Source organism: Streptomyces sp. WMMB 322, assembly GCF_900090145.1.
Taxonomy (GTDB): domain Bacteria; phylum Actinomycetota; class Actinomycetes; order Streptomycetales; family Streptomycetaceae; genus Streptomyces.
Window position 1 is genome coordinate 78992 of the sequence record NZ_FMHI01000018.1, and the last position, 14226, is coordinate 93217.

Below are 14226 nucleotides of genomic sequence, written 5' to 3' on the forward strand. Positions count from 1 at the left end.
GTGCGTCCGTGTCCGTCTTCGCTCCCGACTCGCTGGAGCTCAACCGCAAGCTGCCGCTCTGGTACCAGGTCTCGCAGTCCCTGCGTGCCTCGATACTCGGCCGCACCCCGCAGGCGCCGCTGCGCCTGCCGACCGAGGAACGCCTCGCCCAGCACTACGGGGTGAGCGTGCTGACCATGCGGCAGGCACTGAAGGAGCTGGAGGCGGAGGGGCTGATCTCCCGGCACCGGCGGCGCGGCACCTTCATCGAGCCCGACGCCTGCCGGACGAGGCCGGTGCGGCTGCTGGGCTCGGTCGACACCATCGTCGCCCAGCAGTCGGGCGACCTCACGACGCTGCTGGACCAGGGCGCAGCGCCCGTACCGTCCGAACTGGCCGAGCACTTCCCGGGCGTGGCGGAGACGACGGTCTTCCGGCGGCTGCGCCGTGACCCGGAGAGCGGCGAGGCGACCAACTGGGCGGAGAACCACATCCATCCACGCGTCGCACCACGCATCGACCCCGCCGACCTGGAGCGCGGCTGGCCGATGACGAAGGTCCTGCGGGACAGGGCCGGCGTCCGGATCAGCCGGATCACCGACACCGTGGAGGCACGGCTGGCCGACCCGGCGACCGCGAAGCTGCTGGACGTGCCGCTGCTCAGCCCGATCCTGCACTACACGGGCGTGACGTACGACGAGGACGGGCAGGTCGTCGACGTGGCGCTGATCCACTACCGCGGGGACCGCTTCTCCTTCTCGGTGACCCTCCAGGCGCACTGAGGTGTGTTCATCGACCCCGGTCGCCGGCACGCTGACCGAACCGGTGCCGCGCAGGTGCTTCGCATCCGGCCGGATGCCCGAGCCACATCGGCGACCGGTGAGTACGAGAAGGCCGGATCGCCTGTTCATCGACGCCCGACCAGCGATTCGCGGCCTGGTGGGCCGTCTGTATCGTGCCGCAGATGGTGAGTGATTCCCCGACGGCGCCGGAGCAGGCGCCCGCCCAGACGGCGGTGTCCTCCGCCTCGCCCCGGGAGCGCCAGAAGCATCAGCCCTCCACGACGGTGGATCTGCTGCTGATGGCCGTGGTGGTGATCTTCCTCGCGGCATACGCCTGGCCGATTCTCCAGCCCGGCCTCAGCCCGGGCTGGAGAACTGCCTGCACCTGGACGAGCTGGACGACCTGGTGCGTCTTCGCACTCGACTACCTGATCAGGCTCATACGGGCGGAGAACCGCTGGGCGTACTTCAAATCGAACCTCTTCGTCCTGGCGACGGTGGCGCTTCCGTTCTTCCGGCCGTTGAGGATGTTGCGGCTGCTGACGGTGCTGAACGTGCTGCACAGGCGTGCCGAGGCGAGCCTCCGGGGCCAGGTGACCACATACGCCTGCGGAGCGGCGGGACTGCTGATGCTCTGCGGAGCGCTGGCTGTGCTGGACGCCGAGCGCGGAACCGACGGTGCCAACATCGACAGCTTCACGGACGCCATCTGGTGGGCCTTCGCGACCGTGACCACGGTCGGATACGGGGACGCATATCCGGTGACGCTCACCGGACGGCTGGTCGCCGTCCTGCTGATGATCGCCGGCATTGCCGTACTGGGCGTAGTGTCCGCCTCCCTGGCCTCATGGTTCATCGAGCGTGTCTCCGACGCGAGCGCGGAGCGGGAGGCGGCTTCCCGCAAGGAGGTGCAGGAGCTCACCGCAGTGATCCAGCGGCAGCAGGAGGAGCTTGCAGAGCAGCGGAGACTGCTGCGCGCCTTTGTACCGGACGAGGACGGGAACCGTTTCGGGTCCGGTGTCCCCGGGCCCGCCGCGCCCGACGGATAGGGCACGGGCAGGCAGCCGCATCGCCTCTCCGGCGCGGCTCCGGAGGACCTCTCACTCCAGCTGCGAATGCGGGGGGCCGAGGGCTGACGGCTCCACCGGCGCAAAGAACAGCGATCTCCTTCAGCCACGACACGATTACGCTCACCCTCGGCCCGTCCCCGGTCACCATCCGCGCAACCGCGGCCGGGAGCGCGGGAACCCGCCACGAGCGGCACAGCCGGAGACCTCCGTTTCAGACGATCTCCGCCCCGGACGCCGCCCCGGCCGGCACGGGACCGGCAGCTTCACCCGCACCACCCACCGCCGGCCTTCGGAAGTCGGGAGGCGCGCCGGTCACTCAGCACACCGGCCGTCCGGAAGGACGAAGCAAGGGGGCACCGGCACGCCTGACGGCGGCGCGCACCCCCTCGTAGCATCGAGCGGTGAGCGACGACGGAACCGGCACCAAGGACGCACCTGCACTCGACGCGCCCCTGCTCGACGAGGTGATGCCCTGGTCCGTCGCGCCGCTGCGCACGGGCCGCGGATGGGTGTCCGCGCCCGACGCCGCGTCGCTGCGCCGGCGTTGGAACGCACTGGTGCGCACCGAGGACGAGGCGGAGCGTGCCGCGCTGTTCGTCCCGAGCCGCTCCCGCACACTGCACAGCTCGGTGGCCCCGCTGCCCGGAGTGCCCGCGCACGGCGGGCCGCTGGCGCAGGAGCGGGGCGGCTGCCCGGAACCGGTGCGGTTCCTGCACGGGCCCTTCGACCAGCAGTGGCTCATTCCCGACCACCGGCTCATCGACGCCGCGCGGCCGCAGCTGTGGCGGGTGAGCGACGCCCGTCAGACGCATCTGGTGGAGACCGGCCACGACCACCGGCATCCCGGCCCGCTCGTCACGTTCACCGCGCTGCTGCCCGACGGGCAGGCGGCGGCGGGGCGTTCGGGCCGCATCCGTCCGCTGTACAGACGTCCCGGCGGCGGTGAACCCAACCTCCTCCCGGGTCTGACTGACCACCTCTCCGGGCGGCTGGGTGCGCCGGTCACCGCTGAGGACGTGCTCGCCTGGATCGCCGCCGCGGCGCGCCCCGGCCCGCGGGGGCGTGTGGTGCCGCTGACCACGGACCCGGACCTGTGGCGGCGCGGCGTGGAGCTGGGCCGCCGGGTCGTGTGGCTGCACACGCGGGGCGCACGGTGCGCGGGCGGGGCGAACGAGGGCCGTCCGCGGCTGCCGGGCGGTCATCGCCCGTACGTGCGTGCTCCGTTGCCCGCCGCGGCGCCGCCGGAGGAGGAGCTCGTCCATGACGGGGAGGAGCGCTCGCTGCACATCGGGGAGGGACGCGTGGCGCCGGTGGCGCGGGAGGCGTGGGAGTTCGAAGCGGGAGGGGCGCGGGTGCTGGGGGCCTGGTTCGCGCGCCGGGCGGCGCTGCCGGCGGCCGCGGGGAGGCTCGCTGCCGTGCGTCCCGGCAGCTGGCCGCAGGAGTGGACGTCCGAACTGCTCGAACTCATCACGGTCTTGACGCTGCTGGCGGAACTGCGCGAGGAGCAGGGCGACTTGGGGCGGGCGCTGGATTCCGGCGGGGAGTCCGGACGGGCCGTGCTCGAGCGCGCCGGGCTGCTGCCGGTGCCCCGGTCCGCACGTCTGCCGGCCTCGGTCCTCGACGTGCCCGAGGAGGGTCCGGACGGCCAACTGGCACTGCTTTAGGGGACGTTCGGGCTGCGCACGAACGTGCCGGCGCGACGGCGGCGGGATCACCGGCCACCGCCCCCGGGGCGCAGGGTGGGGGGTCTCCCCGGGCCGACAAGGCCCAGGGATGGGGTCTCCCCGGGCCGACAAGGCCCAGGGATGGGGTCTCCCCGGGCCGACAAGGCCCAGGGGACCTACGGAAGACTCAGCCGCGCCCGCCGAAGAGCGTGCGGCGCAGTTTGCGCAGCGGCGCGAACAGCGACACGCGCGCGCTCCGGGCTGCGGTCCGGTTCCGCGCGGAATCACGCTTGGTGATCTCACGCATGAGCGAAGTCGCTTCTTCCGTCTCACCCTGCGGCACGGCGGGGCCCGCGAGCACAGCCAAATGCCGGTCGAGGCGCGAACTCGTCGCACCTGTACCGCATTTGATGGCGGGCACTCGCGCCCTGCCGCTCACCGTTATCTGTTCCATGACACTCCCCACCCGTACGAGGGCACGAGGCCCGGGCACAGCAACCCTAACGCCCGACTGCTCCACCCGTGTATCCCGGTCACAGGATTCACCTGCCCCACAGGCGCGTTGACGAACATACGGGGCGCCTTGTGATACGCACCTGTTTCCGGACGGACGGGCGGAAACGTGCGTGCGCCGGGGCCCGGCATGCCGGATCATGACTGCCATGCCAGCACAGCCCCGCCGGCCGTCCGCCGCCGACAGGAGTGAGACCCTGACCTCCCCGACCAGGCCCGAGCAGGCGATCGCTCCTTGCCTGACCATCGATGACACGGACTCGCCGTCAGACGTCATCGACGCCCTCTTCCTCGGCCGTTTCACCAACGGGGAGCAGCCCTACTCGCGGGGTCACTCCGTCGACCGCGTCAAGAAGGGCCGCACGCTGCTGCCCCCGGACGCGAAGGTGCTGCGCGAGGCGAAGGACGACGGCCGCAGCACGGTCCTCGCGGAAGGCGAGGGCTGGACGGTTCTGGTCTCGCGCTGGACGCACGGGGCGGACGTCACGGTGACGGCGGTGACCGGCGAACTCGCCCAGAAGCGGCTCGACGAGGCTGTCCAAGACGCGGAGGACGAGCCGGAGCCGCAGTCCGACAAGGTCTCCATGGGCTTCTGGTACCACTCGCCGATGCGTGGCCCGCGCCGGACCACGCGCGCCATCACCGCGGGCACGTGGCAGGAGGTGCGTCCCAACTACACGGCACGTGTGGCCGATGCCATGGACGGGCTGATGAAGATCACCCCGGACGAGGTGTCCGGAAGGCTTCTGCTGCTGCACGGCCCGCCGGGTACGGGCAAGACCTCCGCGCTGCGCACGCTCGCCCGTTCGTGGCGCGACTGGTGTCAGGTGGACTGCGTCCTCGACCCGGAGCACCTGTTCAACAACATCGGTTATCTGATGGACATCGCCATCGGCGCCGACGACAGCGACTCCGACGAACAGCGCTGGCGGCTCCTTCTCCTGGAGGACTGCGACGAGTTGATCCGCGGCGAGGCCAAGCACGCGGCGGGCCAGGCGCTTTCACGGCTGCTCAATCTGACGGACGGTCTGCTGGGTCAGGGCCGCAACGTGCTCGTGGGCGTGACCACGAACGAGGACCTGGAGCGGCTGCATCCCGCGGTCGTGCGGCCGGGGCGCTGTCTGGCCCGCATCGAGGTCGGCGCGCTCACCCGCAAGGAGGCCGTGGGCTGGCTCGGCACGGAGGAGGGCGTAGGCCGCGAAGGCGCCACGCTGGCCGAGCTGTTCGCGCTCCGCAAGGGCGCTTCCCCGGCGTCGGTGCCCATGCGGAACGACGGCGAAGGCTCGGGCCTGTACCTGTAGGCGAGGCTGCCCGGAGGTCCCGCGCGGGCACGGCGTCCCTCTCCCCCCCGGTGGTACGGGCCCCGGCACGACCGGCGCCCGTACCACCGGCCTCCGCACCACCGGCCTCCGTACCAACGGGCGTCCGTACAACGGGCGTCCGTCGACCTGATAAAGAGTCGAGGGAGGCACCCCGGCGCTGCCAGAATCGGGCCATGGTCGACAACGTCGCTGAACTCGCCGAGCGCGCCGCGCGGGGCGAGCGCTTCAAGTACCTCTATTTCTGGGGCCATCGGCCACGGCGGGACGGCTCCGTCGGCAAGGGCTGCCTGAGCCAGTGGTGGCCCTCGCCCTTCGAGGCGGAAGGCGTCGAGTACGCCACCGCGGAGCACTGGATGATGGCCCGCAAGGCCCGCCTGTTCGGGGACGAGGAGGCGGAGCGGCGCGCGGTGGCCGCCGGGGATCCCCGGCAGGCGAAGGCCGCGGGCCGCTCGGTGCGGGGGTTCGACCAGGACGTGTGGGAACGTGAGCGGTTCGCCATCGTGGTCGAGGGCAGTCTGCGGAAGTTCGGGCAGCCCTGCGAGCTGCGTGAATTCCTGCTGGGCACCAACAGCCGTGTACTGGTCGAGGCCAGCCCGCTGGACCGGGTGTGGGGCATCGGACTCGCCGCGGACGACGCGCGGGTGCGTGACCCTTCGCAGTGGCGCGGCCAGAACCTGCTGGGCTTCGCGCTGATGGAGGCCCGTACGAGGCTGCTCACCCGGACGGGCACGCTGACATAACCTCATCGCCCCCTCCGCGGACGGACGATGCGGCGCCGTGCCGCACAACTCCCGTGCGCCGCAACCCTGTTGAACACGCCTGCCGAGGACGCCTGCTGATCAGGCGTGCCGAGTTGGGGACTGCCTCACGTCCCGCCCCTGCCCGGGCACGTGCACGGCTCCCGGCGCCCGGCGCCCGGCGCCCGGCGCCCGGCTCTCACCCGTACACGGCGCGCAGCGCGTCCTCGACCGCCGCACGCGCCGCATCACGGTCCAGGCCCAGCCTGTTCACCCGTTGGGCGTAGGACATCGCAGCCTCGGACGCCTCCCTCTGCGCGGCGTCACCCGCCGCCGCCACGAAGGTGCCGTGCCGCCCTCTGGTCTCGATGACTCCGTCCGACTCCAGCGCCCGGTAGGCCTTGGCGACGGTGTTGGCGGCGAGGCCGAGTTCCCCGGCCAGACCGCGCACGGTCGGCAGCTTGTATCCGGTCGGCAGATCCCCGCCGCGCACCTGCCCGGCGATCTGGGCGCGGAGCTGCTCGTAGGGGGCGTCCGGCCCGGCAGGGTCGATGGTGATCTGCAACGGCACGTGATCTCCGGTGTGTTCGCGGTTTTCTTCCGTCAGGGCGGCGCATCGGATGCGGAGCCGATTCTCTCTCAGCGGCGGAAAAATCAGGAGCGGCGCCACCCCCGGGTGCGTAGCGTGCCGGGGCATGACACCGAAGGTCACCGTGGAACCCTTCCGCCCGCGCGACGCGGATGCAGTGGCCGAGGTGAGACGTGCGGCCGTCCCCTATCTGGTGTGCACGGCCGAATCGGTGGCCTGGGAGGCCGAGTCCGCCCCCGCGGCAGGTCGTACGCGCTGGCTGGTCGCCAGGGAAGCCGGCGGACGAGTGGTGGGCTGCGCCGACACGGGGCTGCTCATCGGCAGCGTCGAGCCCCGGCAGGGGTATCTGCACACGGCCGTGCACCCGGCCGGCCGGGGACTTGGCGCGGGCGCGGCTCTCGTGGCCGAGGCGGAACGTCACCTGTCCGCCGTGGGGGCCGAGCGAGCCTGGACGTGGGTGGCGGACGACGGCCGCTCACCCGGCTTCGCGGAGCGCCGCGGCTACACGCGCGGGCGGCGCGCCTGTTTCCTCGGTCTCGACCTCGCACGTGCCGGGCTCCCCGGACCGCCGGAGCGGCTGCCCGCCGGCGTGGAGCTCCGCACGGCTCTCGACTTCGCCGGTGACCTGCGTCCGCTGTACGAGGCCGACTTGGAGTGCACCGCTGACGAACCCGGCGATGTGCGCCACGGTTTCGTGCCGTACGAGGACTGGCTGCGGCTGAACCGGGACCGCCCGGACATCGACCACCGCCTCACCTCCGTCGTTCTCGTCGGCGGCGAAGTCGCCTCGTACTCAGTGGCGCAGACGGACGGGCGTGAGCGCTACTGGTCGGGTATGACCGGAACACGGCGCGCGTTCCGCGGGCGCGGCCTGGCGCGGCTGGCCAAGCTCGACTCCCTGCGCCGTTCCCGCTCCGCGGGCCGCAGGCGGGCCTTCACCGGGAACGACGCCACGAACGCCCCGATGCTGGCGCTCAACCGGAGCCTGGGCTATGAGCAGGCCGCCGCAGAATGGCGATACTCCAAGCCGCTGTGAGAGGGCAGGGGCTCGGGGATCAGCACACGGCTGCGCGCCGCGCCGCCCGCCGGCGTCCCGGCGGGGCTCACAGCGCCGAGCGGTTGCCGGTGTCGACGGCCCGGGTGGCCGCGGCGCCGCTCCGCGCGTGCTGCTGCACCTGTTCCGCGGTGAGCGCGTATCCGGTGCCGTTGTCGGTCGTCGAGCGGGCGAAGATCACCCCGAGGACCTTCCCGTCCTTGGACAGCAGCGGGCCGCCGGAGTTCCCGGGCCGGACGGTGGACCGTATGGCGTAGATGTCGCGGGTGCTGAGGTTGTCGCCGTAGATGTCCTGGCCCCGCGCCTCCACGCGCTGGGCGACGGCGGCCGCACGCAGATCGAGACTGCCGTTCTCCGGGTACCCGGCCACCACGCCGGGCGTTCCGCGCTCGGCGTTGCCCGCGAAGTCCAGGGCGGGTGCTTCCAGCCCGGGCACTGCGAGGACGGCGACGTCGGCGTTCGGATCGAATTCGACGACCCTCGCCTCGTAGCGCGGTCCGACGCCGCCCACCCGGACCGTCGGCTCCTCGACTCCGGCGACGACGTGGGCGTTGGTCATCACGCGCTGCTGCGTGTAGACGAAGCCGCTGCCTTCCTGCCCGCGGGCGCTTCCGTCGACGTCGGCGACTCCCTCCACCTTGACGGTGCTGCGCTTGGCGGCCTGGGTCGCGGCGGGGGTGACGGAGTCGCCGGACGGCTTGGCGACGGAGGTGCCGGGTTCGTGCTCGAAGGGGTTGAAGACCGGCGGGAAGCCCGCCGTCGTGAGCGCTCCCGTGGCGTCGTTGAACCAGGTGGCTGCCTGGTCGGGCATGCGGTCCTGGACGGTTCCGAGCACGACGGAGTTGCGGATGGCCTGGTTCAGCGTGGGCGAGGGCGACACGGACAGGGCGCTTGCCGCGACCCATCCGACGACGAGTACGGCTATCGCGTTGACGGCCACGCCCCCCGCGCCGTCGGCCCATCGCACAGGGGTCCAGCTGAGCACCTCACGCAGCCGCCACCCCAGCGGCGCGGCCACGGCCTGCCCCAGCGCCGCCGGTACGAGCACGGTCAGCAGCGCCACGACCGTGGCCTCCGTCGTGCCCGTCTGGACCCGCTGCAGTACGAACGGCAGGGCCCACACACCGATGACGGCTCCGCCGACGAAGCCGGCGAGCGAGACGAAGCCCGCGACGAGGCCGCGTTGATAGCCCGAAACGGAGAAAACCAGCACTGCGAGCAGCAACAGCACATCCAGCAGGTTCACCGCACACCCCTTCTCGCCCCACTCGGGTAACTCATCGTGCTCATGTTGCGGCCCTGTCCTCCGATTGTGCCTCGCCTGCCTTCCGCATCTGCCCCCGGTCGCAGAACACACGCGAATCGGAGCAGGGTTGGTTCCGCATCACACACGCCCACGGCGCGGTCGTCCCGTTATGCGCTGTTATGCGCCTGCCAACGCCGGGCGGCTCCGGTTGATTCCGTGCTCGCCTCGGCGGTTGCCGATCTCACAGTCGACGGGGACAGCCCGCCGGCCCGCTCTCGTCAGCCGCCCTCATGGGGTCGAGGCGGCACCGGCGCAGCGGCGCACCGTAGTCGCCGCCTTCCGGGCCGCGGACACAAAGCGCCGGGTGCGGGGCGGCTTCGCGCCCCGCACCCGGCGGTCGTTGCGGCTCAGCGGGAGGCGGCCCAGGTGTGGGCCACGTCGATGACGAGACGGTCGCCCAGTTCGAGCACCCGGAACGGCAGCCGCGCCCTGACGCCGAGCCCGAGCTGCGTCGTTCCCTCGAAGCTGGCGCCGAAGCGGGCGTCGCGGAAGGTCTTGTACCCCTTGAGGTTCACGCCCGGCAGCGGCTTGCCGCCCCGGCCCGGGTAGGTGGCCTCGTAGGTGTCCGGGTCGTAGGCCGGCGCCGTCGCCACGATTTCCAGGACGGCGCCGCCGCCCACGTCGATGCGGCGGCCGGAGCCGTCCTGGTACAGCCTGTCGACGTAGCGCACCCGGTACGCCGGTGAACCGGCGGGCGTTCCCGGACGGACGTCGAGGACCATGCGGTCGTAGCAGTCGTGCCGCCCGGTCCTGACGTCGGTGAGCGGGCGCGTGCCCGTGCCGTGGCCTGCCTTCGGCACGCTCCCCCAGGTGACTCCGCAGCTCGCGGCGGCTGCCGGGGCGTGCGGTGCGGTCGTCGCGGCCCCGGCTCCGGCCCCGGCTCCGGCGGCGGTGGCCGCGGAGGTGGTGGCCAGGAGCCCCGCGCAGGTGAGCACGGTGGTGATGAGCAGTCTGGTCCGGCGCATTCTGGCCCCCTTGTCGTGCATTTGCTGTGGCATGAGGCTAGACCCTCGAAAAGGCGGCAGAGTTGTACGAATCAGATTCAACAGAATCGGATGACGAAAAAGGATGTACGGCGCACATCGACGCGCCCCGGACTCCGCGCCTGAGCCCCCTCTTACCGCCACCTTAACGGCACCATAAGGATGGGCAGTTGGGGCTTCCGGGCATCGAAAGGGCAGCTGAGCGCGGCTAGCGTGCTGAGGCATACAGCACCGGCCCGGCCCGCCCGGCACCACCGGGGCGCGCGGGGCGCGGGCGACACGCACGCCCCCCACACCCAGGAGCCCCAAGATGTCCGCTCGTCGCTCGGTCGCACGCATGGCCGCTCTCGGAGCCGTGCCGCTCGCGCTCTCCATGGCGGGGGCGGCACCCGCCGCAGCTCACGGATCGATGACGGACCCGGTGAGCCGCGTGTCCGCCTGTTTCGCGGAAGGGCCGGAGAATCCCCGGTCCGCCGCGTGCAAGGCGATGGTGAAGACCGGCGGCACCCAGCCGCTCTACGACTGGAACGAGGTCAACATCCCGGACGCGGCCGGCAGGCACAAGCAGATCATCCCGGACGGGAAGCTGTGCAGCGCGGGACGTGCCAAGTACAAGGGCCTGGACCTGCCGCGAAAGGACTGGCCGGCGTCGGAGATGGCCGCCGGTGAGCACGCCTTCTCCTACAAGTCGACGGCTCCGCACAAGGGCAGCTTCGAGCTCTACATCACCCGGCCCGGCTACGACCCGTCCGAGCCGCTGAAGTGGTCGGACCTGGAGTCCGAGCCGTTCGCGAAGGTCAAGGACCCCCGGCTCGTGGGCGGGGAGTACAAGTTCAAGGGCGAGGTGCCCAAGAGGTCGGGCCGCCATCTGATCTACAGCGTCTGGCAGCGCTCCGACAGCCCCGAGGCGTTCTACGCCTGTTCCGACGTCACCTTCGCCGGCGGGAAGGGCGCGGCCGGCCCCGAGCGGAAGGCCGCTTCGGCGGACGGCCCCGCCGCTCCGGACGACTCGCAGATCGAGGCGGGCGCCGCCAGGTCGACCGTGGAGCACGGCGGCCGCGGCAACCCGTCGGCCGGCGAGCACAGCGCTCACGGCAGCGACGTGAGCACCAGGGCCGGGCGCTCCTCGCACAACGCCCCCGGTACGAGGAGCGCCGGACAGGCTGACCGGCTCGCCGAGACCGGCGACGACGGCACGACGACGGACATCGCGCTCGCCGGCGCGGGCGTCCTCGTCATCGGTGCGGCGCTGATGTGCCTCAGTGCCCGCCGCCGTGACCTCGGCCGCCGCGGCAGCAGCTGACACATGCTCGTAGGATGCGGATACGAGCAGGACAGGGACGGAACCTGCGTGCCCTGCGGGGAAGGTGAGGCAGGGTGGAGCATGTGGAACCGCCGCCGGCGACGCGGGAAGTCACTTCGGAGGCCGAGCTGCGAGCACTGCTGGGCGAGCCCGCCCCGCATGCGGCGCGGAAGGTCCGGAGCACGCTGCACGCGCTGGACCGGGAGTGGCTTGCACACTCGCCGCTGTGTCTGATCGCCACGTCGGGCACCGACGGCTCGTGCGACGTGTCGCCGAAGGGCGATCCGCCCGGTTTCGTCAAGGTGCTCGACGAGCGCACCCTCGCCATCCCCGACCGCCCGGGCAACAGGCGTGCCGACGGGTTCCGCAACATCCTCCGGAACCCGCACGTCGGACTCATCCACCTGCTGCCCGGACGCGGCGACACGCTGCGCATCAACGGCAGGGCACGGATCGTTCGCGAGGCGCCGTTCCTGGAGGAGATGACGGTCCGGCGGAACACGCCGGTGCTCGCGCTGGTGGTGGAGATCGAGGAGGTCTACTTCCACTGCTCCAAGGCGTTCCTGCGCTCCGCCGCCTGGGACCCCGCCACCTGGGAGCCCGGGGCGCTCCCGGCGCGGGCGAGGATCTCCAAGACCCTGGAGCGCCAGGAGGACCCGCTGGAGGTGCTCGAGGAGCACTACGGTCAGGCGTACGCGGAGAAGCTCTACCAGTGGTGACGTGACGGACGGCGGGGCCCGCCCGGAAGCGGGCCCCGCCGTCCGTCACGCGCCGGCTCTCCGGTCAGGAGGTGCAGGTCGTGGGTTCGGCGTTGGCGGGGTCGAGGGCGTTTGCCGTCTCGTGGAAGGCCAGCCTGTCGAAGAGGCCCACGGCCAGGTGTTCGGAGATGTCGGCCGGGCACAGGTCCTGAAGCGTGACGTTGTTGACGTCCGGGCCCTCCAGGAACTGCGACTTGTAGGGCGTCACGATCTGGTCGTACTTCGTCGCGATCACCGTGTACTTCACGCCCGGCAGGGTGTCGCCGCCTTCGTTGAGGCGGTTGATGAAGTCCGAGCCCTTCTTCTGCTGCATGAGCGACGGCGCGAGCCCGTCGACGGCGTCACCGAGGCCGGGGATCAGGTCGACGAGTCCGGTGAGCCCGCTCAGCGTGGTGCCGTGGTTGCTGGGAGCGATCCCGACGAGGGCGTTCACCTTCTCCGCTCCGTCGAGGAACTTCATATAATAGCGGGGCATCATGCCGCCCTGCGAGTGGCCGACGATGTCGACCTTGCCGGTTCCCGTCGCGTCGAGGACCTTGTCGACGAAGGTGTCGAGCTGGGCGGCGGAATCCTCGATCGGGCCCAGGCCGTGCAGCAGCGGAATGCCGTTGTACTGGCCGTAGTCGAGGGAGAAGACGCAGTAGCCGCGCTTCTTCAGGTAGGGCGCGAGACCGAGCCAGTTGTCGATCTTGTTGCCGCCGGTGCCGTGCACGAGCACGACGGGGCGGGGGTGTTTCTCCGACGGCTTGCACTCGTAGTCGTTCCAGCCGCCCTTCGCCTCGCCGGCCGCGAGTCCGCCGGCAGCGGGCTTGTCGGCGAGCCGGGCCTGCCCGCCGGCGTCCGCGTCTGCGGCGGTGTCCTTCTCTGCGGACGTCTTGGCATCCGGAGTGGACGTGCCCGACGCGGAGGCCTCCGAAGCAGAGGCACCTGAGGCCGTGAGGGGGAGGGCCGTCATGACGATCGCGGTCGCCGCAGCGACTGCCGGGGCATAGGGGTGCTTCCAGGACAGTTTCACTGCCGTCTCCTCGTGGAGTGAGGGGGCGTTTTCCTGTGGCGCCTCGTGGGGGGTGGTGCAGATGGTGCGTGGGGGGTCGCGCGTGGGGGGTGGTGGCTGTGTGGTGGCGATGGGGGGTGAGGCAGACCACATTTGACGAAGTCACGTCAATTAACGCAGCGGTAACTTGGGAGGGCCATAAGCGTGCCTGTGAAGATTCAGTGACCGTCGCGCTCTTGTGTAGGCTGCCGCCGCAGCACGAAGACACGAGCGGAGGAAGTCCCCTGGTTCAGAAGATCACCTCCCGCAACGCCCGCTTCCAGCAGTGGCAGTCGCTGCTGACCAACCGGAACAAGCGCCTGCGCGCACGGGAGTTCCTCGTCCAGGGAGTCCGCCCCGTCACGGTCGCCGTCGAACGCGGCTGGCCGGTACGGGCGTTGATCCACTCGGCCCGCCGGCCGCTCTCGCGCTGGGCGGAGGACCTGCTGCGCACCGTCCGCGCGGAACAGGTCGCGATGGCCCCCGAACTCCTCGCCGAACTCGGCGGGAAGGACGAGAGCGCACCCGAGGTCGTCGCGGTGCTCGAGATGCCGGAGGACGACCTGTCCCGCATCGGCGTGGACGAGGACTTCCTCGGCGTGCTCTTCGACCGCCCCTCCGGCCCCGGCAACATCGGCACGGTGATCCGCTCCGCCGACGCCTTCGGGGCGGCAGGCGTGATCGTGACCGGTCACGCCGCCGACGTCTACGACCCCAAGTCGGTGCGGGCCAGCACCGGTTCGCTCTTCGCACTGCCCGCGGTGCGGGTGCCCTCGCAGCGTGAGGTCGTCGCGTGGCTGGAGCGGCACAGGGCGCTCGGAGGGCACGTCACGGTCGTGGGAACCGACGAGGACGGCACGACGGATCTCTTCGACGCCGATCTGACCGGCCCCGTACTGCTCCTCGTCGGGAACGAGACCGCCGGGCTCAGTGCGGCCTGGCGCCAGTTGTGCGATCTCACGGTGCGCATCCCGATGAGCGGATCGGCCAGTTCACTCAACGCCGCCGGCGCCGCGACCGCCGTGCTGTACGAGGTCTCGCGGCAGCGCATCGCCGCCCGGCGCCGCTGACCTGGCCCGGACACGGCCCACCACGGGACCACCCGCCCGGCCGGCCCCCTCTCGCCGGTTGCT

Annotated in this window: 14 protein-coding genes; 9 read left to right on the forward strand and 5 right to left on the reverse strand. The window is 71.5% G+C overall.

Features of this window, described 5'->3' with window-relative positions; translation table 11 throughout:
- The first annotated feature begins 8 nt into the window (after positions 1–8).
- From H180DRAFT_RS23805 to H180DRAFT_RS23815, 3 genes are all read left to right on the forward strand, one after another.
- Positions 9–761 (forward strand): GntR family transcriptional regulator, encoded by a 753-nt coding sequence (locus H180DRAFT_RS23805; RefSeq protein WP_079100361.1) that lies wholly within the window; start codon positions 9–11, stop codon positions 759–761.
- A 182-nt stretch (positions 762–943) separates the two neighbouring features.
- Positions 944–1810 (forward strand): ion channel, encoded by an 867-nt coding sequence (locus tag H180DRAFT_RS23810; protein WP_079100362.1) that lies wholly within the window; start codon positions 944–946, stop codon positions 1808–1810.
- A 488-nt stretch (positions 1811–2298) separates the two neighbouring features.
- A complete protein-coding gene (locus H180DRAFT_RS23815) occupies positions 2299–3495 on the forward strand; it encodes a type ISP restriction/modification enzyme (RefSeq protein WP_159033601.1) in 1197 nt (398 codons plus the stop codon).
- Between the two features lie 187 nt (positions 3496–3682).
- Here H180DRAFT_RS23815 and H180DRAFT_RS23820 read toward each other — a convergent pair whose 3' ends face one another.
- Positions 3683–3949 (reverse strand): hypothetical protein, encoded by a 267-nt coding sequence (locus H180DRAFT_RS23820; protein ID WP_055488170.1) that lies wholly within the window; start codon positions 3947–3949, stop codon positions 3683–3685.
- A 208-nt stretch (positions 3950–4157) separates the two neighbouring features.
- On the opposite strand from H180DRAFT_RS23820, the gene H180DRAFT_RS23825 reads away from it, so the two are divergent.
- Entirely contained in the window at positions 4158–5309 is a 1152-nt protein-coding gene (locus tag H180DRAFT_RS23825; protein WP_175437818.1) for a DUF5925 domain-containing protein, read from the forward strand.
- 194 nt (positions 5310–5503) lie between these two features.
- The gene (locus H180DRAFT_RS23830) at positions 5504–6070 is read left to right on the forward strand and encodes an NADAR family protein (RefSeq protein ID WP_055488172.1); all 567 of its coding nucleotides are present in this window, start codon (positions 5504–5506) and stop codon (positions 6068–6070) included.
- Positions 6071–6266: 196 nt separating this feature from the next.
- Here H180DRAFT_RS23830 and H180DRAFT_RS23835 read toward each other — a convergent pair whose 3' ends face one another.
- Complete coding sequence (locus H180DRAFT_RS23835; RefSeq protein ID WP_055488173.1) at positions 6267–6638, reverse strand: GntR family transcriptional regulator; 372 nt, start codon at positions 6636–6638, stop codon at positions 6267–6269.
- 124 nt (positions 6639–6762) lie between these two features.
- Here H180DRAFT_RS23835 and H180DRAFT_RS23840 point away from each other — a divergent pair, with 124 nt between their 5' ends.
- Positions 6763–7692: a GNAT family N-acetyltransferase gene (locus H180DRAFT_RS23840; RefSeq protein ID WP_055488174.1), complete on the forward strand. Its 930-nt coding sequence runs from the start codon at positions 6763–6765 to the stop codon at positions 7690–7692.
- A 67-nt stretch (positions 7693–7759) separates the two neighbouring features.
- Here H180DRAFT_RS23840 and H180DRAFT_RS23845 read toward each other — a convergent pair whose 3' ends face one another.
- Together H180DRAFT_RS23845 and H180DRAFT_RS23850 are read right to left on the reverse strand one after the other, a co-directional pair.
- Positions 7760–8956, reverse strand: a complete 1197-nt coding sequence (locus tag H180DRAFT_RS23845; RefSeq protein ID WP_055488175.1) for a MarP family serine protease — start codon at positions 8954–8956, stop codon at positions 7760–7762.
- A 407-nt stretch (positions 8957–9363) separates the two neighbouring features.
- Positions 9364–9981, reverse strand: coding sequence for an AMIN-like domain-containing (lipo)protein (locus tag H180DRAFT_RS23850; protein ID WP_254666162.1), 618 nt, complete (start codon positions 9979–9981; stop codon positions 9364–9366).
- Positions 9982–10309: 328 nt separating this feature from the next.
- Between H180DRAFT_RS23850 and H180DRAFT_RS23855 the strand changes: the two genes are divergently transcribed.
- Together H180DRAFT_RS23855 and H180DRAFT_RS23860 are read left to right on the forward strand one after the other, a co-directional pair.
- Positions 10310–11302, forward strand: a complete 993-nt coding sequence (locus tag H180DRAFT_RS23855) for a lytic polysaccharide monooxygenase auxiliary activity family 9 protein (protein WP_055488176.1) — start codon at positions 10310–10312, stop codon at positions 11300–11302.
- Positions 11303–11376: 74 nt separating this feature from the next.
- Positions 11377–12021, forward strand: coding sequence for a pyridoxamine 5'-phosphate oxidase family protein (locus H180DRAFT_RS23860; protein ID WP_254666163.1), 645 nt, complete (start codon positions 11377–11379; stop codon positions 12019–12021).
- A gap of 64 nt (positions 12022–12085) precedes the next feature.
- Here H180DRAFT_RS23860 and H180DRAFT_RS23865 read toward each other — a convergent pair whose 3' ends face one another.
- Positions 12086–13075 (reverse strand): esterase/lipase family protein, encoded by a 990-nt coding sequence (locus tag H180DRAFT_RS23865; RefSeq protein ID WP_254666164.1) that lies wholly within the window; start codon positions 13073–13075, stop codon positions 12086–12088.
- Between the two features lie 263 nt (positions 13076–13338).
- Here H180DRAFT_RS23865 and H180DRAFT_RS23870 point away from each other — a divergent pair, with 263 nt between their 5' ends.
- Positions 13339–14163 (forward strand): RNA methyltransferase, encoded by an 825-nt coding sequence (locus H180DRAFT_RS23870; protein ID WP_055488239.1) that lies wholly within the window; start codon positions 13339–13341, stop codon positions 14161–14163.
- Positions 14164–14226: the final 63 nt, after the last annotated feature.

Bases quoted from the DNA above. Each gene is read 5' to 3' on its own strand.
- H180DRAFT_RS23825 (WP_175437818.1), top strand. From the start codon at position 4,158: ATGCCAGCACAGCCCCGCCGGCCGTCCGCCGCCGACAGGAGTGAGACC.
- H180DRAFT_RS23855 (WP_055488176.1), top strand. From the start codon at position 10,310: ATGTCCGCTCGTCGCTCGGTCGCACGCATGGCCGCTCTCGGAGCCGTG.
- H180DRAFT_RS23850 (WP_254666162.1), bottom strand. From the start codon at position 9,981: ATGCGCCGGACCAGACTGCTCATCACCACCGTGCTCACCTGCGCGGGG.
- H180DRAFT_RS23810 (WP_079100362.1), top strand. From the start codon at position 944: ATGGTGAGTGATTCCCCGACGGCGCCGGAGCAGGCGCCCGCCCAGACG.
- H180DRAFT_RS23830 (WP_055488172.1), top strand. From the start codon at position 5,504: ATGGTCGACAACGTCGCTGAACTCGCCGAGCGCGCCGCGCGGGGCGAG.
- H180DRAFT_RS23820 (WP_055488170.1), bottom strand. From the start codon at position 3,949: ATGGAACAGATAACGGTGAGCGGCAGGGCGCGAGTGCCCGCCATCAAA.
- H180DRAFT_RS23815 (WP_159033601.1), top strand. From the start codon at position 2,299: ATGCCCTGGTCCGTCGCGCCGCTGCGCACGGGCCGCGGATGGGTGTCC.
- H180DRAFT_RS23840 (WP_055488174.1), top strand. From the start codon at position 6,763: ATGACACCGAAGGTCACCGTGGAACCCTTCCGCCCGCGCGACGCGGAT.